The following is a 17,438-nucleotide window of genomic DNA, read 5'->3' on the forward strand; positions in this document are numbered from 1 at the left end:
GCTATCGCTGGCGCAATAATCTCGCCGTTCACTATTTTTTCGCCTTACCGTCATCTAACGATCACATAAAACGCCATTAATAGTGCCAGTTTAATGACGAACCTGGACGCTCTTATGAATAGTTCTCTTGCCGCGGTAACCGACATCGATTATCCGCATTTGCTTCAGCCGAATACCGTCCGGCAGCGAAAAGTCTTAAGCGTGCGCAACCTGAATAAGTCTTACAACGCACAACAAGTCGTGCTGGATAACGTCAGCTTTGACCTTCATGCCGGCGAACTGGTGGGGGTTATCGGCCGTTCCGGCGCCGGTAAATCGACCCTGCTGCATGTGCTGAACGGTACTCATAGCGCCACCGGCGGCGAGATCCTCAGCTACCCGGAAGTGGGCATGCCGCATGACGTGGCGAAACTCAAAGGCCGCGCGCTGAACGCCTGGCGCAGCGAGTGCGGAATGATTTTCCAGGATTTTTGCCTGGTGCCGCGTCTCGACGTGCTGACTAACGTACTGCTGGGCCGCCTGAGCCAGACCTCGACGCTGAAGTCGCTGTTCAAAGTCTTCCCTGACGCCGACCGCGCCCGCGCCATCGCGCTGCTGGAATGGATGAATATGCTGCCGCATGCGCTGCAGCGGGCGGAAAACCTTTCCGGCGGCCAGATGCAGCGCGTCGCGATTTGTCGCGCGCTGATGCAGAAGCCCGGCATTTTGCTGGCCGATGAACCGGTCGCCTCGCTCGATCCGAAAAATACGCAGCGCATCATGGACGTGCTGCGTGAAATCAGCGAACAGGGCATCAGCGTGATGGTGAACCTGCACTCGGTAGAACTGGTGAAAGAGTATTGCACGCGGGTTATCGGCGTAGCGAAGGGCAACATTATTTTTGACGACCATCCCTCACAGCTGAACCAGGATATCCTGCACCGGCTGTACGGTGATGAAATTAGCCAATTGCATTAATTTCCACTCACACGGACAAAATAATGAAACAATACATCACTGGCGCAGTTCGTTTCTCCGCAGCGGTCGCGGGAATGATGATGGCATGGCAGGCAGGTGCGGCGGAGCAGCCGAAAGAGCTAAACCTGGGGATCCTCGGCGGGCAGAACGCCACCCAGCAGATTGGTGATAACCAGTGCGTAAAACAGTTTCTCGATAAAGAGCTGAACGTCGACACCAAATTGCGTAACTCTTCCGACTATTCGGGGGTCATTCAGGGTCTGCTGGGCGGGAAAGTCGACGTGGTGCTGAGTATGTCGCCGTCGTCATACGCCTCGGTTTATATCAATAACCCGAAAGCGGTCGATATCGTCGGGATCGCCGTGGATGATAAAGATCAGTCCCGCGGCTACCATTCCGTGGTGATTGTCAAAGCCGATAGCCCGTATCAGAAGTTAGAAGATCTGAAAGGTAAAGCGTTTGGCTTTGCCGATCCGGACTCCACTTCCGGCTTTTTGATTCCGAACCAGACCTTTAAACAGCAGTTCGGCGGTACCACGGATAATAAATATAACAACTTCTTCTCCAGCGTGACCTTCTCCGGCGGCCACGAGCAGGACATTCTTGGGGTGCTGAACGGGCAGTTCGCCGGGGCGGTAACCTGGACATCGCTGGTCGGCGACTATAACAGCGGCTACAGCGTCGGTGCCTTCAACCGCCTGATTCGCATGGATCACCCGGATCTGATGAAGCAGATCCGCATCATCTGGCAATCGCCGCTGATTCCGAACGGCCCGATTCTGGTCAGCAACGCGCTGCCGGCTGATTTTAAAGCCAAAGTCGTCGCCGCGGTCAAAAAACTGGATACCGACGATCACGCCTGCTTTATCAAAGCGATGGGCGGTACCCAGCATATCGGCCCGTCTAGCGTCGCCGATTTCCAGCAGATTATCGATATGAAACGCGAGCTGGTGAGCGCCCGTTAATCCCGCCCCAACGCCGCCTCCGGCTGGTAATGCGCGAGGCGGCGGCATGCTGAAGACCCGTCGACGTATGAATATATCGAATAGCGAATTTGAACGTTACTACCAGCAGGTACGGGCGCGGCAAAAACGCGATACTTTTAGCTGGTCCCTGCTGTTGCTGGTGCTGTACTTCGCCGCCGGCAGCGCCGCCGAATTTAATCTTTTTACCATCTGGCACTCCCTGCCGAACTTCCTTGATTACATGTTTGAGACCCTGCCGACGATCCATATCCGCGATCTGTTCGCCGATTCTCATACCAAAGGTTCGCTGGCCTACTGGGGCTATCGCCTGCCGATTCAGCTGCCGCTGATCTGGGAAACCTTGCAGCTGGCGGTGGCCTCTACGCTGGTGGCGGTGGCTATCGCCACCCTGCTGGCGTTTCTGGCCGCCAGCAACGCCTGGTCGCCGCCGCCGCTGCGCTTCGCCATTCGCGTGATGGTGGCGTTTTTACGCACCATGCCAGAGCTGGCGTGGGCGGTGATTTTCGTGATGGCTTTCGGCATTGGCGCCATCCCCGGCTTTCTGGCGCTGATGCTGCACACCATCGGTAGCCTGACCAAACTGTTTTACGAAGCGGTGGAAAGCGCGCAGGACAAGCCGGTACGCGGGCTGATGGCCTGCGGCGCCTCGCCGATACAGCGGATCCGTTTTGCGCTGTGGCCACAGGTTAAACCGATTTTTCTCTCCTACGGTTTTATGCGCCTGGAGATCAACTTCCGCTCATCCACCATTCTTGGGCTGGTGGGCGCCGGCGGGATCGGTCAGGAGCTGATGACCAACATCAAACTGGATCGTTACGATCAGGTCAGCATCACGCTGCTGCTGATCATCATCGTGGTGTCGCTGCTGGATATGCTGTCCGGTCGCCTGCGGCAGTGGGTACTCGAGGGGAAAAAATGAGTCGTCAATGGCAAAGCCAACCGGATGTCGCCGCCAGCCGTCGACAGCACCGGGAATTGTATCAGGCCCAGGGGCGCTATTTGCGTTACGTCGGACTGCTGACCCTGGCCTGCGTGCTCTATTATGCGTGGTTTTTTACCCGCTTCGGCATCAGCGGCGAGCAGCTTACCACCGGGCTGCAGCAAATCAGCCGCTACCTGATGCGGATGTTTGTCTGGCATGACTTTTTCAACTGGCCGTTCCGCTACTATTTCACGCAAATCGGCATCACCCTGGCGATTGTCTTCGTCGGAACCCTGACCGCGACGGTCATCGCATTGCTGCTCTCTTTCCTCGCGGCGCGCAACATAATGCGCGGCTTGATTCCCGGGTTTATCGCCCTGCTGATGCGCCGCCTGTTTGACGTGCTGCGCGGTATTGATATGGCGATCTGGGGGCTGATTTTTGTCCGCGCCGTGGGCCTCGGGCCGCTGGCCGGGGTGCTGGCCATTATCATGCAGGACACCGGGCTGCTCGGGCGGCTATATGCCGAAGGACATGAAGCGGTTGACCGTTCGCCGGGGCGCGGGCTGACCGCGGTGGGCGCAAACGGTCTGCAGAAGCACCGCTTCGGCATTTTTACCCAATCCTTTCCGACGTTTCTGGCGCTGAGCCTGTATCAGATTGAGTCGAATACCCGTTCGGCGGCGGTACTGGGCTTCGTCGGCGCGGGCGGTATCGGCCTGATTTATGCGGAAAACATGCGTTTGTGGAACTGGGACGTGGTGATGTTTATCACCCTGCTGCTGGTGGCGGTGGTCATGGTGATGGATACGCTCTCCGCCTGGCTGCGCCGCCGCTATATTGGCGGCCACGTGGTGCCGCTGTTCAAAGCGAATTAACCCGCTCCCCGGTCGCGCTGCGCTTACCGGGGCGACGGATGACTGCGGCCGCAGGGATTCGCTCAGAGCCGCCATTCCAGCACCGGCCAGCGGTGGGTGGCATTCGCCGCCGCCAGCTGCGGGCAGGGATTGACCAGCCAGACGTGGTCCGCGTGCAGGCACAGCGGCAGGTCGTTAATCGAATCGGTATAGAACGTCACCTGGCCGCTCTCATGCGGCCAGGCTTTCTGCCACGCCGCCAGCCGCACCACCTTCCCCTGCTGGTAGCTTGGCGTGCCGGCAATCACCCCGCTATAGCCGCCATCCGCCATCTCCACATCGATGCCTAACGCCTGCTCAATCCCTAGCGCCGACGCCACCGCGCGCACCAGCAGGCTCACCGAGGCCGAAATCACCAGCATCTGCTCGCCTTGCGCCCGCAGGGTCTGCAGCCGATCCCACGCCTGGGGATAGACGCGCGGCAGGATCTCCTCGCGCACGCAGCGGGCAACCAGCGCATCGACTTCCGCCTGCGGCACGCCGATCAGCGGCGCCTGGATTAAGGCAACATAGTCGGCAATATTCATTTCGCCGCGATCGTAATCGTCCATCAGCATCGCTTCGCGCGCCAGATAGTCCGGATCGCTCACCCAGCCTTCCCTCACCAGAAACCGGCTCCATATCGTGCTGCTGTCACCCTTAATCAAAGTATTATCCAGATCGAATATCGTCAGATTTTTGGCCATCGTTCATGTTTCCTCATCAGCAAAATGGGTTCAGCAGAGCATGCTTAACCAGGATGACAGCAGAATGACTCTCCCTGTCGGCCAGGCAAAGGGTAGCAAAAAGCGCCAAAAAGAGGTCAGATTAATGGATCGGCGGCGATATGCCACCACCGTGATGGCTGCGCCGCTGCCGCGAAATTTATCCCTGGACGCTCATCGCCAGCAGCACCGTCATCAATAGCAGCGGGTATATTCGCGCGTGCCAGCGGTCCGGCAGGCGCCCGAGCCAGCGGGCCGCCATCCTCAGGCCCAGCCAGCTCCCGGCCACCAGCAGCCCCGCGGCCGAAAGCCAGATATCGCCGATAAATCCGCCGGGTAAACGCGTCGGCGACAGCCATGCCAACACCAGCCAGGTTAGGGTGGCGCTCGCCGCCAGCGGCAGCGTCAGCAGGTTAGCCATCGCCGCCGCCTGCGCCATCGCCGCGCCGCGCCGACGCATCAGCGGGACGGTCATCACGCTACCGCCGACGCCGAGAAACGCGGCAATCAGGCCAATCCCCCCGCCCGTCGCCAGTTCACGCGCCGCCGTCGGAGCGGGCCGCGGCGTGGCCGGAGCCATAAACCCCGGTCGCAGGTAGCAGTCGAGGATCGTCGCCAGCAAATAGGCGATAAATAGGCCGCGGATCCACTCCCCTTTTACCGACAGCGCCAGCACAGCGCCGGCTATACCGCCGGCGGCGATGCCGATGAACATCACCCGCAGAGGACGCCAGCAGAGGGTTCCAGCCCGCAGATGACGCCAGGTCGCCAGCAGCGCCGCACAGAGCATTACCAGCGCGGAGGTCGCCACGGCAATCTGCATCGCCTGCGCGCCAATATCGCTGTGCATCCCCCAGATCGCCGTCACCAGTAAATAGATAAGCGGTACGGTGACAAAACCGCCGCCAAAACCAAAGAGCCAGGTCGTCACCCCGCACACCACGCCGCAGAAAAAAAGCCAGCACATCATCGGATACTCCTCCATTCAGAGCAGTCACGATATAGAATAACCCCATGGCTGACTTACGATTAAAAGCCATCATCTTATGAATTTCAGCCAGGATCATGATTCATGCGCAACATTGCCGTTAATGATGTCGACCATCTCCCGCGCCGGGTGCTGGCGCTGGGCAGCGATTACCCGGCCAATACCCAGCTGGCGCGCCACAGCCACCGCCGGGCGCAGTTTCTCTATGCCATGAACGGGCTGATGAAGGTGGAGACGGATGATGGTCACTGGCTGGTTCCGCCGTACAGCGGCGTGTGGATCCCGGCCACTAAACCGCACCGGGTGTGGATGCCGGGGGTCAGTACCCACAGCCTGTACATTGAACCGGAGGCGGCGCCGCGCGCCGGTGAACGCTGCGAGGTTGTCCAGGTCTCGCCGCTGCTGCACCAGCTGCTGCTCAGCGTCTGCCAGCTGCCGCTGCTGTATAACGAAAGTGGACATGACGCGGCGCTCATTGAGCTGGTTCTGTACGAACTGAAAGCCGCGTCGCCGCTGCCGATGTTTACCCCCCTGCCGCAGAACGCGCAGCTGGCCGCCTTGTGCAGCGCTTTTTTGCAGCAGCCGGATATTCACAGCGCTCCGCAACGGTGGGCCGCCAGGCTTAATAAGAGCGTTCGTACCTTCAACCGTCATTTTCGCCAGCAGACCGGGATGGCTTTTCGCGACTGGCGCCAGCAGGCCTGCCTGATGTACGCCCTGACGGCGCTGCGCGAAGGCAGAACGATTACCGACGTGGCGCTCAGCCTGGGATATGAACATCCGGCGGCCTTTACCACCATGTTTCGTAAAACGATCGGCCAGGCTCCCGCCGCCTTTGTCCGCCAGATGAACGGCGGCCCGGCCTGACGCCGCAGCCGCCCTTTCGCTCGCGTGGGTTAGCGCACCGCGCTCTGTAGCCAGTCCAGCAGGCTTTCCACGGAAAGATCCGCCGGGGCCCGCGCCGTCGGCTGACCCGCTTTCAGGATCAGCAGCGTAGGTAAGCCGCGGACCCCCAGGGTTGTCGCCAGTTGCTGATGACGGTCGGCATCCAAATAGCGTGTCTCCAGCGCCGCAAGGTGGCTGGCCAGGGACTCATGCCGCAGCAGCTGCCACAACCTGCGGCAGTGGACGCAGCGTTCGGCCCCGACGAACAGCAGCAGCGGAGATTCAAACTCGCCGGAGAGCTCGCTGTCCGCGTTCAGCGGCGTGAAGCGGCTCTCCGCCACGCGGAACAGTTTCGGGCTGCGGCGCAGGGTATCGTTGTCAGTCGCCACGCACAGCGCATCGGCGCTTTTACTGTAGGGCCGCACGCCGGCGACGCGCACCACGCTTTGCGCCGGCCCCGCGGGCGCGGCGCCGGGCTGGCGTAAAGTCCGCACGTCAACCGCCGCAATCGGCACTTCGGACGGCTGCGCCAGCTGCGGGATCCAGGCGTACGGAATACGATAGGCGCGGTAAACCATGTTGTTATTCAACGTTTTGCCCCAGAACGGCGAAATATACTCCCAGACAATTTCATGATCGCGGGTCACTTCAAAAATACGTCCGTTGGAGCCTTCGTTGATGAGGGTATTGCCGTTTTCCAGGCGCTGCATATTGCTGATATACGGGCTATAGAACCGATACGAGTCGGTTGGCTGCGGGAGATCCGCCTCATACGGCGAGTAGCGCCATTCGATATCGAGCGTCACCGGGTTGATCTCGAGGATCCGCGAATAGTCGCGCCAGGCGTTTTTCACCCCATCCGCCGACGCCGGATTGGGGGCGCCGTACCCGGCCCAGCCGCCGTTATCGAAGATCAGAATATTGCCCGCCCCCGGTAATCCCTGGGGGATCATATGCGCGTGGTGCTGGCCGATAATCCACCCCAGATGCTTCAGCTGCGGCGTGCTGTAGTCCGGGCCAAGCTGCCAGACAATATTGCCGCTCTGTTTATCAATGATGGCGATGATATTGGACTCGCGGGCATCCCAGATGATGTTGTCAGGATGGAAGCGCGCGTCGCCGGCGTCATACCATTTGTTTGGTCCCAGCGCCGACATGGAGTTGATGTGCATCCAGTCGCCCATCCCGCCGCCGCTGGCGCGCATATTGGGGTTATTACGCAGCGCCGCGCGCGCCGCGTCGTCAAAGCCCAGCTCGTGAAAATGATCGCTGCAGCGCCATTCCCACACCACATTGCCCTGCCAGTCGACCTCGATGATGGTGTCATCGAGCAGCAGCTTGTCGGAAATCGCTTCATTCACCAGGTTGGTGTGGGCCAGAATTAAGGTGTTGCCCCCGTCAACCTGCGGCTCGAGCCCCGGGGCGTAATAGCCCACCGGATTTCCGGTACGCTGATAATCATGGTGCGCGCGCGCCATCCAGCGCGGCGCGTGACCCGGGTCGCTCACCTGTTCATAGCGGTCAAATTTCCAGGTGATATTGCCTTCCCAGTCCACCTGAATCAGATCGAGCATATCCTGCATCCCGTAGCGGGGATCGCGTTCGCCGCTGTGGCCCAGGATCGCCCCCCCGGGCAGGATCTTATTCGGGAAACCGTGCAGCTCGGGCCATTCGCGAACCACGTTGCCATTCATATCAAGCAGAATCGCTCCGCGTTCGGTGGCCTGAAAAACGGTATAGCCGCTCCACGCGCGCTGCGGATCGTAGATCGTGGCGCCGGTCGGGTAGACGGAAGGATGTCCCATGTTGTCACTCCTTAAATAGTCAAATCAGGCACAAGTAATCAAGGTACGAATCTGCCGGCAGGCGGCGGAAAACGACTCATCATCGCGCTGGCGCGGGTGGGGTAACGCCAGCGTCACCACCTCACGGATCCGCCCCGGGCGGGGAGAGAGCACCACCACCCGGTCGGCCAGCGCCACCGCCTCTTCCACATCGTGGGTCACCAGCAGCGTGGTGGTCCCCGTACGGCGATGAATATGCAGCAGCTCCTGCTGCAGGGTATGGCGCGTCAGGGCATCCAGCGCGCCGAAAGGCTCATCGAGCATCAGAATTTGCGGCCGGGCGATCAGCCCGCGGGCAATCGCCACCCGCTGGGCCATCCCGCCGGAAAGCTGGGCGGGCAGCGCATGGGCGAACTCCGTGAGCTGTACGCGTTCCAGCATTTCCAGCGCGCGCTGGCGCTTCACCCCGCGGTTCAGCTTTTCATCCGCCAGGCCAAGCATCACGTTGTCGATCACCGTCAGCCAGGGAAACAGCCGCGGCTCCTGAAAGACGATGCCGCGCTCTTTGCCCGCGCCGCGCACCGGCTCGCCGTTAACGCGGATTTCCCCCTGCGTCACCGGCTCCAGGCCAATCAACATCCGCAGCAGCGTGGACTTGCCGCAGCCGCTGCTGCCGACCAGCACCACCAGCTCACCGGCGGCGATATCGAGGCTGAAATTGTCTAATGCCGTCACCTGTTGCCAGGATTTATGCACATGGCGAAAAGAGACCAGGGTCGAGTCGGTCATCGTTGCTCCCGTTGGCGCCAGCGGGTGGCGCGAGATTCCAGTAAACGTCCGCCTTTATCCAGCGCGGCGCCGGTGATACCAATCAGCACCATGCCGCAGAGAATGGTCGGCATATCCAGCAGCTGCTGGGCATTGATCATCAGGCTGCCGATACCGGTCCCGGAGGACATGAAATATTCCGCGCCGATATTGCCCAGCCACGCATAAATCAACGCCAGGCGCAGGCCGGCAAATATGCCCGGCGCCGCCCCCGGTAAAATCAGCGCCCGCAGACGGGTCAGCGGACCAAAGCGCAGCACCTTCGCCACTTCATCGAGCTGCGGATCGCGCTGGCTGACGGCCTGCAAGGTGCTGAAAAACATCGGGAAGAAGGACGCCAGGGCGATAAACACGATTTTGCCGCCGTTATCGTTGCCCACCCATGCCGTCAGCAGCGGCAGCCAGGCAAAGAGCGCAATATGGCGCAGGACGTTCAGCGTCGGGGTCAATATCTGCCCGGCACGCGGACGCAAAGCCAGCAGTAATCCGCACAGCAGCCCGGCGGCGATCCCCAGCGCGCCGCCGGCAAAGGCCCGACCGAGGCTCGCCAGCATCGCGGCAGGCAGCTCGCCGCTGGCCGCTCCGGCAATAAAGCGCTGCGCCACCGCCAGCGGCGAGGAGAATAACGCGCTGTCGATCCAGCCCCAGCGGCTGGCCAGCTGCCACAGCACCAGCAGGATCAGCGGCAGCTGGAATGTATGCCAGCTGGCCTGCGGCTTCCAGGCCAGTCGCCCGGTAGCGGGCTGCGGCCAGAAGACCAGCCGGGCATATACCCGGTTCGTCGCCCACTCCATCAACAACCCGCTCAGGCCCACCACCGCGATGGTGACGAAGACAATATCCAGCTGAAACAGCTGGCGGCCCCAGACCATCAGGTAGCCGATCCCTTCAGACGAGGCCAGCAGTTCGACAACGATCAGCGAGACCCAGGCCTGAGATAGCGCCAGCCGCAGGCCGGTAAACCAGCCCGGCAGACTGGCGGGGATAACCAGCCAGCGCAGCCGTTGCCAGCGGGAAAAATTCATCACCTGCGCCGCTTCCCCCAGCGCCTGCGGGATGCTGGTTACCGCCATCTGGGTATTGATGGTCATCGGGACAAGGGTTGTTTTGACGATAACCGCCAGCTTCAGGCCGTTATCGATGCCAAACAGCACCATAAACAGCGGGATCCAGCCCAGGGTGGGGATCTGCGCGAGGGCATAAAATAGCGGCTCTATCCGCTGGGCCGCGGCCGGTAGCAGACCAAACAGCGCTCCCAGCAGGGTCCCCGCCGCCACGCCCAGCAGCAGCCCGACGGCCAGATGCTGAAGGCTAAACCCCCACTGCGCCAGCAGATCGCCGCTGAGGAGCGACAGCGCGGTATCGGCGACGACCGCCGGAGCGGGCAGGATTTGTTCCGGCATCCAGCGCTCCACGGCGGCGATGTGCCACACCAGCACTAACAGCGCGGGCAGCAACAGGGGCCAGCCGTTTAGCCTGACGGCAGGCCAGGTGAACCGGCGTGTTTTCAAGATCATCTGCGACATAGCAGTCCGTTGTGGGTGAAATCATCGCCCTATCACATCGCGCCTCGCCGCCTCCCGCCATTGCGTTTGCTGAATAATCCCGATGCAGCAAATGCATCTCAGCCTGGCGGACAGGCGGGCCCTGATTTAGCTTATTTTTGCCTTTGCTCTGCGAATAAAAGCATTTAACAGCACGCGCCAGGCCTCTTTAGGGTGAGAAAAAACTCAGGGAGTCACCACCAATGATGAAAGCCTTTTTTACCCGTACAGCGCTGGCGCTGGTCGCCGCGATCGCACTGATGGCCAGCGCGCAGGCCGGGAGCCTGCACACCATTCGCATTGGCGTTCCGGATCAGAGCGCCGGCAGCAAACCGTTCATTGAAGGGCCGGTCGGAATGGCGTTTATCCGCCATCAGCTGGAGGCGGTGTTTAAACCGCAGGGCGTGGAGGTCCAGTGGCAGTTCTTTAAGGGCGCCGGACCGGCGGTGAATGAAGCGCTGGCCAACCAGCAGCTCGATTTTGTCTATCTCGGTGACCTGGCGGCGATTATCGGCAAAGCCAACGGCCTGCCGACCCGCCTGCTGCTGGGCAGCCGCGGTTCGGAATCTTACCTCGCCGCCACCCGGGCATCGGGAATTAAACAGCTGGCGGACCTGAAAGGTAAACGCGTGGCGGTGTATCGCGGTACCGCAGACCAGCTGGCCTTCGATCGCGCCTTGCAGACCGTCGGGCTTAGCGAACGCAATATGCAGGTCATTAATCTGGACTGGAGCGCCGGGAAAGCCGCGCTGGCGGCCGGCCGGGTTGATGCGGTATGGGGCGGCGTCTCGCTGCTGGCGCTGCGCGGCGACAAAATTGACGTGGTGGTGAAAAGCGGTGATTCCGGTCGCCAGAATACGACCCAGGCGGGTTTTCTCGGAACTCAGGCGTTTATTCAGGCCTGGCCGCAGGCCACCCAGCAAATTATCGATGTGCTGGTGAAAAACGCGGCGGAAATCAGCAACCCGGCGAATCGCGAGGCCTGGTCGGCAGAGATGGCGCAGCAGAGCCAGATTCCACAGGCGCTGTTCCTTGAAGATCTGCAGCCGCAGGATCTCAACTTCAGCACCTCGCCGCGTATCGACCCGTTCCTGACCGACAGCTTCAGCAGCAGCGTTGAACAGGCCAAAACGGGCCGCCTCATTCGCAACGCCTTTACGGTGACGCAGTGGGTCGACGGGCAGTTTGTCGAACAGGCGCTGAAGACGCAGCGGCTGGAAAACCACTGGCCGCAGTACGATGCCAAAGGCCAGGCGGAGAACGCCGGCTAAGCCTCCTCCTCCGGCGCCAACAGCGGGTTCTGATGCTGGCGGTCGGTATGCAGGATAATATCGATAAATCGGGTGACCAGCGGCGAAAGCACGGCGTGAATCGGGGTGATCACCGCAAACCGGGTCTGCATCAACCGCCACTCTTCCGGGAGGTCGCTGAGCTCAAGCTTCACCAGGCGATGGCTATGCTGGCACAGGGCGAAACCGTCTTCGCTGGCAAAGCTTATCGCCTGGGTGCGCGCCAGCGTCGACAGCAATGCATAGACGTGATCACACTGAATCGCCGGGGTGAAATCCTGCTGCTGACTGAGGGTCGCCAGCACTTTTCGCACCCCCGGGGGCAGATAGGGCGCGGCAAAGGGGTAGCGCAGCATCGCCTGAATAGACACCGGCCCCTGCCGCGCCAGAGGATGATCGGCATGGCAGATGAAGAAACAGCGCTGCGGGCTCAGCGGCTGGACTCGTAGCTGCGGATCCAGCTCCGCATGCCAGCTATCGGCCACCACGAAGGGAAACTGCTGGGTCGTCAGCGCATGATGCAGGGCAAACCAGTTATCAACCTGAAAACGCACCCTCGCCTGCGGGAGATGGTGGTGAAACTCGCCGATGGCCGCCGGAATCAGGCGCGCCGCGGGCGCCGGGCCGCAGCCGAACGCCACCTCGCCATCTTGCGTATCGTCAGCATCCCCCAGCAGACTACTCAGTTCGACGTTAAGTTCCTGAAAACGACGGGCGTAGGGCAGCAGCTTTTGCCCGTGTAGCGTCAGCGTCGGCAGTTTATTCTGCCGGTCGAATAAGGGATGGCCGACGCTCTGCTCCAGCGCCTGAATACTGCGGCTGAACGCCGATTGCGACAGGCATACCGCCTCGGCGGCGCGGTGAAAACTACCGTATTCAACCAATGCGGCAAAATTGCGCAGCTGGCGAAAATCGAGATGCATAAACTTGCCTCACAGGGACCTTGAGCGGACAAAGTACTGGACGTCGCCCCCAGCGCGCAATGGCCGAATGATGAGGATCTTTCACCTTCTGCGCCGGCAATAAGGCAATTAACATCAGATGTGTCTTATCTGCGGTCGCGAAATAGTGTTTCATGATGAAATAATTTATTAACAAACTGCATTACATCCAACCCGCTTATATTTAACCGCGTGAATCAAGAATGTGAAGCCGGAAGTTTAATCTACGTAAGGTTTCGTAAATTTTTCAGCGAACCATTCTGACAATATGGCGGATACGTTATAAATGACCACGGCCCATTCTCCCTCACGAAAAATAACGATATGACGCCTAAACTTGCTCACGCTTTATTATTAGTCCCCTTTTTGCTTTTGGCAGGATGTTCATCCCCGGCGAAACACCCGAAAACCGTAGCCCATCATGCCAACGCCCCGATCGACAGCGGTTCAGATGACCTGATTCCGGTGCTCGCCGCGCTGCACGACCAGATGCACACCTGGCACGGCACCCCCTACGAGTGGGGCGGTACCGATGAAAGCGGGGTCGATTGCTCCGGTTTTGTCTGGCGTACGCTGAAGGACCGCTTCAACCTGCCGATGGAGCGGGTTACCACCAAAGAGCTTCTGCATATGGGAGAGCGAGTGAAGCCGCAGCAGCTGCGTCCCGGAGACCTGGTGTTCTTCCGGATTAAAGGCGGCATGCACGTCGGCTTCTATGATACCAACCAGAACTTCCTCCACGCCTCCGCCAGCCAGGGCGTCATGCGCTCATCGCTGGACAATCCGTACTGGAAGTCGGCGTTCTATCAGGCGCGTCGCCTGCCGAAGGAGTATAACGCGCAGATCACCATGAATAATGACAACCTGCACGTCGCCAAAAATCGCTGATGATGCACAATAAAAAGCCGCGGCCCTGGCGCCGCGGCTTTTTTGATCCTTCCCGGTATCATTTACGCCATCCTGGCATCAGCACCATCAGAACTGATAGGTCATCCCCAGCGCCACAATGTCGTCATCGCTGAGACCGAGTTTATTATCGCTCTTCAGCTGGTTGATTTTATAATCCACGAAGGCGTTCATATTTTTATTGAAGTAGTACGTCAGGCCGACGTCAATATAGTTGACCAGATCTTCGTTACCTACGCCTTCAATATCTTTGCCTTTGGACAGAACATAGCCGAGGGACGGACGCAGACCGAAGTCGAACTGGTACTGCGCGACCGCTTCAAAGTTCTGCGCCTTGTTGGCAAAACCGCCGCTGATTGGCGTCATTTTGCGAGTTTCGGAATAGATGGTCGCCAGGTAAATATTGTTGGCGTCATATTTCAGGCCGGTCGCCCAGGCTTCCGCTTTTTTACCCACGCCGCGGGCCAGCAGGTTCTGGTCATTGGTACGGTCAGAGTTGGTATAGGCCGCGCTGATGGCGAAATCGCTGCCGCCGAAGTCATAGCTTAAAGAGGTGCCGAACCCGTCGCCGTTCTGTTTTTTGGCGTCACGGCTTTCGTTTTTACCCTGATATTGCAGGGTCAGATCCAGGCCATCCACGACGCCAAAGAAATCGGTATTACGGTAGGTTGCCAGGCCGCTGGAACGCTTGGTCATGAAGTTATCGGTCTGCGCAGAAGAGTCGCCGCCGAATTCCGGGAACATATCGGTCCAGGCTTCCACATCGTACAGAGCGCCGAGGTTACGACCGTAATCGAAAGAACCGAAGTCTTTCAGTTTCAGGCCGGCAAACGCGAGGCGGGTTTTCTGGGTGGAGTCGCTTTCGGTTTTATTGCCGGAGAATTCAGATTCCCAACGGCCGTAACCGGTCAGCTGGTCGTTAATCTGGGTTTCGCCTTTAATACCGAAACGCACATAGGTCTGGTCGCCGTCTTTGCTATTATCGTCGCTGATATAGTGCATCGCTCTGACTTTGCCGTACACGTCCAGTTTATTGGCGTTTTTATTATAAACTTCCGCTGCCGGTGTAGCCGAAGAAGCGATAAGACCCATCATCATTAATGCCAGTGAGCTCTTTTTCATTATTCAGTCCTGGTGATTTATTTATACGCGCTAATCAATTCCGGGCGAAGGCCCCGTGAAAAACAGGAGGTTTTTTAACGCCCGGATATTAAAAATTTATGACAAAGTGGAACTTTTTATAAAAAAGAGTATTTAGATGTTTCTGTCATTAATTCGTCACCTGAATTCTCCAGAATGCCCGATCTCGCGCAATAAAGTGGTTCGCCCGGGCACGCCAGTGTTGGCAAGCGGCCTGAGTCCTGTTACAACATCAGCTTGATATCGATATTCCTTTTGAACGGCAGAGAATCATGAGTGATAGCCAGACGCTGGTGGTAAAACTGGGCACCAGTGTTTTAACGGGCGGATCCCGTCGCCTGAACCGCGCCCATATCGTCGAATTAGTGCGCCAGTGCGCACAGCTGCATGCTATGGGCCATCGTATTGTCATTGTGACCTCCGGGGCGATCGCCGCCGGACGTGAACACCTTGGCTACCCGGAACTGCCGGCGACCATCGCGTCGAAACAGCTGCTGGCGGCGGTAGGCCAGAGCCGCCTGATCCAGCTGTGGGAACAGCTGTTTTCTATTTACGGCATTCACGTTGGCCAGATGCTGCTGACCCGCGCGGATATGGAAGACCGTGAGCGTTTCCTTAACGCCCGCGATACCCTCCGCGCGCTGCTGGATAACAACATCGTGCCGGTCATTAATGAGAATGACGCCGTGGCGACCGCCGAGATCAAGGTCGGCGACAACGACAACCTTTCCGCGCTGGCGGCGATTCTTGCCGGCGCCGATAAGCTGCTGCTGCTGACGGACCAGCCGGGTCTGTTCACCGCCGATCCGCGCAATAACCCGCAGGCCGAGTTGATTAAAGATGTCTACGGCATTGATGACGCCCTGCGCGCCATCGCCGGCGATAGCGTTTCCGGTCTCGGGACCGGCGGCATGGGTACTAAGCTGCAGGCCGCAGACGTCGCCTGCCGCGCGGGTATCGACACCATTATCGCCGCCGGTAACCGTCCCGGCGTGATTGCCGACGTGATGGAAAACGTTTCGGTCGGGACGCGCTTCCACGCTCAGGAATCGCCGCTGGAAAACCGCAAACGTTGGATCTTCGGCGCCCCGCCGGCGGGTGAAATTAGCGTTGACGCCGGCGCTACCCAGGCGATTCTGGAACGCGGCAGTTCCCTGCTGCCGAAAGGCATCAAAACCGTGACCGGCAACTTCTCGCGTGGCGAAGTTATCCGCATTCGCAATAGCGAAGGCCGCGATATCGCCCACGGCGTGAGCCGCTACAACAGCGATGCGCTGCGCATGATTGCCGGCCAGCACTCGCAGCAGATTGATGCCATTCTGGGCTACGAATATGGCCCGGTCGCCGTCCATCGTGACGATATGATTATCCGTTAAGGAGCTGAAAATGCTGGAACAAATGGGCATAGCTGCCAAGGCGGCCTCTTACCAACTGGCGCAACTCTCCAGCCGTGAAAAGAACCAGGTGCTGGAAAAGATTGCCGATTATCTCGAAGCGCAGAGCGAAGAGATTCTGCGCGCCAACGCCGAGGACCTGGCGGAAGCGCGCGCCAATGGCTTAAGCGAAGCGCTGCTCGATCGCCTGGCGCTCAACCCGGCGCGTTTGCGCGGGATTGCTGACGATGTCCGTCAGGTTTGCAATCTGGCCGATCCGGTCGGTCAGGTGATCGACGGCGGCCTGCTGGACAGCGGCCTGCGTATCGAACGCCGCCGCGTGCCGCTGGGCGTGGTTGGGGTGATTTACGAGGCCCGTCCTAATGTGACCGTTGATGTGGCCTCTTTATGCCTGAAAACCGGCAATGCGGCGATTCTACGCGGCGGTAAAGAGACCTGGCGCACCAATGCCGCCACGGTGAAAGTGATTCAGCGGGCGCTGCAGGAGTGCGGTTTACCGGCGGCAACCGTCCAGGCCATCGAGAACCCGGATCGCGCGCTGGTCGGCGAGATGCTGAAGATGGATAAATACATCGATATGCTGATCCCGCGCGGCGGCGCCGGGTTGCATAAGCTGTGCCGCGAGCAGTCCACGATTCCGGTGATCACCGGCGGGATTGGCGTGTGTCATATCTATATTGATGATTCGGCGGACATGGCTGAGGCGCTGAAGATTATCGTCAATGCCAAAGTTCAGCGGCCAAGCGCCTGTAACTCGGTAGAAACCTTGCTGGTGAATCAGCATATCGCCGAGCGTTTCCTGCCTGTCCTGAGCAAACAGATGGCCGAAAGCGGCGTGACGCTGCATGCCGACGCCGCCACCCTGCCGGTTTTGCAAAACGGCCCGGCAAACGTCGAGCCGGTGAAGGCGGAGCAGTACAACGATGAGTATCTGTCGCTGGATCTGAACGTGAAAGCGGTCGCGGACCTGGATGAGGCCATCGCGCATATACGCGCCCATGGCACCCAGCATTCTGATGCCATCCTGACCCGTACGCTGCGCAATGCTAACCGCTTTATCAACGAAGTGGACTCTTCGGCGGTGTATATCAACGCCTCTACCCGCTTTACCGATGGCGGCCAGTTTGGTCTCGGCGCGGAAGTGGCGGTCAGCACCCAGAAGCTGCACGCGCGCGGCCCGATGGGCCTGGAAGCGTTAACGACCTATAAGTGGATTGGTTTCGGCGACGATACCATTCGTGCTTAATACTAAG

At 59.5% G+C, this 17,438-nt stretch carries 16 protein-coding genes; 9 read left to right on the top strand and 7 right to left on the bottom strand.

Annotated features, from left to right (window positions below):
* Positions 1-114: 114 nt before the first annotated feature.
* The 4 genes from phnC to phnE (ACI2JR_RS09940) all read left to right on the top strand — a co-directional run bounded on the left by phnC (position 115) and on the right by phnE (ACI2JR_RS09940) (position 3,743).
* On the top strand, positions 115-957 hold the full coding sequence (phnC, locus tag ACI2JR_RS09925; RefSeq protein WP_132728293.1) for a phosphonate ABC transporter ATP-binding protein: 843 nt from the start codon (positions 115-117) through the stop codon (positions 955-957).
* A 23-nt stretch (positions 958-980) separates the two neighbouring features.
* On the top strand, positions 981-1,922 hold the full coding sequence (gene phnD, locus ACI2JR_RS09930) for a phosphonate ABC transporter substrate-binding protein (RefSeq protein WP_132728291.1): 942 nt from the start codon (positions 981-983) through the stop codon (positions 1,920-1,922).
* 67 nt (positions 1,923-1,989) lie between these two features.
* Positions 1,990-2,862 carry a phosphonate ABC transporter, permease protein PhnE gene (phnE, locus tag ACI2JR_RS09935; protein WP_132728996.1) on the top strand — a complete coding sequence of 291 codons (873 nt, stop codon included), beginning with the start codon at positions 1,990-1,992 and terminating at the stop codon, positions 2,860-2,862.
* Positions 2,859-3,743: a phosphonate ABC transporter, permease protein PhnE gene (gene phnE / locus ACI2JR_RS09940; protein WP_132728289.1), complete on the top strand. Its 885-nt coding sequence runs from the start codon at positions 2,859-2,861 to the stop codon at positions 3,741-3,743. Before phnE (ACI2JR_RS09935) ends, phnE (ACI2JR_RS09940) begins: the two co-directional genes overlap by 4 nt.
* Positions 3,744-3,805: 62 nt before the next feature.
* Here phnE (ACI2JR_RS09940) and ACI2JR_RS09945 read toward each other — a convergent pair whose 3' ends face one another.
* Positions 3,806-4,468: an HAD family hydrolase gene (locus ACI2JR_RS09945; protein WP_462478439.1), complete on the bottom strand. Its 663-nt coding sequence runs from the start codon at positions 4,466-4,468 to the stop codon at positions 3,806-3,808.
* A 178-nt stretch (positions 4,469-4,646) separates the two neighbouring features.
* A complete protein-coding gene (locus ACI2JR_RS09950) occupies positions 4,647-5,456 on the bottom strand; it encodes a sulfite exporter TauE/SafE family protein (RefSeq protein WP_462478440.1) in 810 nt (269 codons plus the stop codon).
* Positions 5,457-5,558: 102 nt separating this feature from the next.
* Here ACI2JR_RS09950 and ACI2JR_RS09955 point away from each other — a divergent pair, with 102 nt between their 5' ends.
* Positions 5,559-6,341 (top strand): AraC family transcriptional regulator, encoded by a 783-nt coding sequence (locus tag ACI2JR_RS09955; protein WP_462478441.1) that lies wholly within the window; start codon positions 5,559-5,561, stop codon positions 6,339-6,341.
* A 29-nt stretch (positions 6,342-6,370) separates the two neighbouring features.
* On the opposite strand, the gene ACI2JR_RS09960 is transcribed toward ACI2JR_RS09955, so the two are convergent.
* From ACI2JR_RS09960 to ACI2JR_RS09970, 3 genes are read right to left on the bottom strand one after another with little or no spacing between them, the layout of a single operon-like run.
* On the bottom strand, positions 6,371-8,164 hold the full coding sequence (locus tag ACI2JR_RS09960) for an aryl-sulfate sulfotransferase (protein WP_462478442.1): 1,794 nt from the start codon (positions 8,162-8,164) through the stop codon (positions 6,371-6,373).
* Between the two features lie 24 nt (positions 8,165-8,188).
* Complete coding sequence (locus tag ACI2JR_RS09965) at positions 8,189-8,932, bottom strand: ABC transporter ATP-binding protein (RefSeq protein ID WP_132728279.1); 744 nt, start codon at positions 8,930-8,932, stop codon at positions 8,189-8,191.
* The gene (locus tag ACI2JR_RS09970) at positions 8,929-10,497 is read right to left on the bottom strand and encodes an ABC transporter permease (protein ID WP_462478443.1); all 1,569 of its coding nucleotides are present in this window, start codon (positions 10,495-10,497) and stop codon (positions 8,929-8,931) included. The genes ACI2JR_RS09965 and ACI2JR_RS09970 overlap by 4 nt, the downstream gene beginning before the upstream one ends.
* Positions 10,498-10,718: 221 nt before the next feature.
* Here ACI2JR_RS09970 and ACI2JR_RS09975 point away from each other — a divergent pair, with 221 nt between their 5' ends.
* Positions 10,719-11,786 (top strand): ABC transporter substrate-binding protein, encoded by a 1,068-nt coding sequence (locus ACI2JR_RS09975; protein ID WP_462478444.1) that lies wholly within the window; start codon positions 10,719-10,721, stop codon positions 11,784-11,786.
* Here the strand turns inward: ACI2JR_RS09975 and ACI2JR_RS09980 are convergent.
* A complete protein-coding gene (locus ACI2JR_RS09980; protein ID WP_462478445.1) occupies positions 11,783-12,727 on the bottom strand; it encodes a LysR family transcriptional regulator in 945 nt (314 codons plus the stop codon). The two genes, ACI2JR_RS09975 and ACI2JR_RS09980, sit on opposite strands and share 4 nt — an antisense overlap.
* 342 nt (positions 12,728-13,069) lie before the next feature.
* Here ACI2JR_RS09980 and ACI2JR_RS09985 point away from each other — a divergent pair, with 342 nt between their 5' ends.
* A complete protein-coding gene (locus ACI2JR_RS09985; protein ID WP_132728272.1) occupies positions 13,070-13,633 on the top strand; it encodes a C40 family peptidase in 564 nt (187 codons plus the stop codon).
* A gap of 87 nt (positions 13,634-13,720) precedes the next feature.
* Here ACI2JR_RS09985 and phoE read toward each other — a convergent pair whose 3' ends face one another.
* A complete protein-coding gene (phoE, locus tag ACI2JR_RS09990; RefSeq protein ID WP_462478446.1) occupies positions 13,721-14,773 on the bottom strand; it encodes a phosphoporin PhoE in 1,053 nt (350 codons plus the stop codon).
* Between the two features lie 290 nt (positions 14,774-15,063).
* On the opposite strand from phoE, the gene proB reads away from it, so the two are divergent.
* Together proB and proA are read left to right on the top strand one after the other, a co-directional pair.
* Positions 15,064-16,167, top strand: coding sequence for a glutamate 5-kinase (proB, locus tag ACI2JR_RS09995; protein WP_132728268.1), 1,104 nt, complete (start codon positions 15,064-15,066; stop codon positions 16,165-16,167).
* Positions 16,168-16,177: 10 nt separating this feature from the next.
* The gene (gene proA, locus ACI2JR_RS10000) at positions 16,178-17,431 is read left to right on the top strand and encodes a glutamate-5-semialdehyde dehydrogenase (protein WP_462478447.1); all 1,254 of its coding nucleotides are present in this window, start codon (positions 16,178-16,180) and stop codon (positions 17,429-17,431) included.
* Positions 17,432-17,438: the final 7 nt, after the last annotated feature.

This window comes from Klebsiella sp. NPDC088457 (assembly GCF_044900465.1).
Lineage (GTDB): Bacteria > Pseudomonadota > Gammaproteobacteria > Enterobacterales > Enterobacteriaceae > Klebsiella.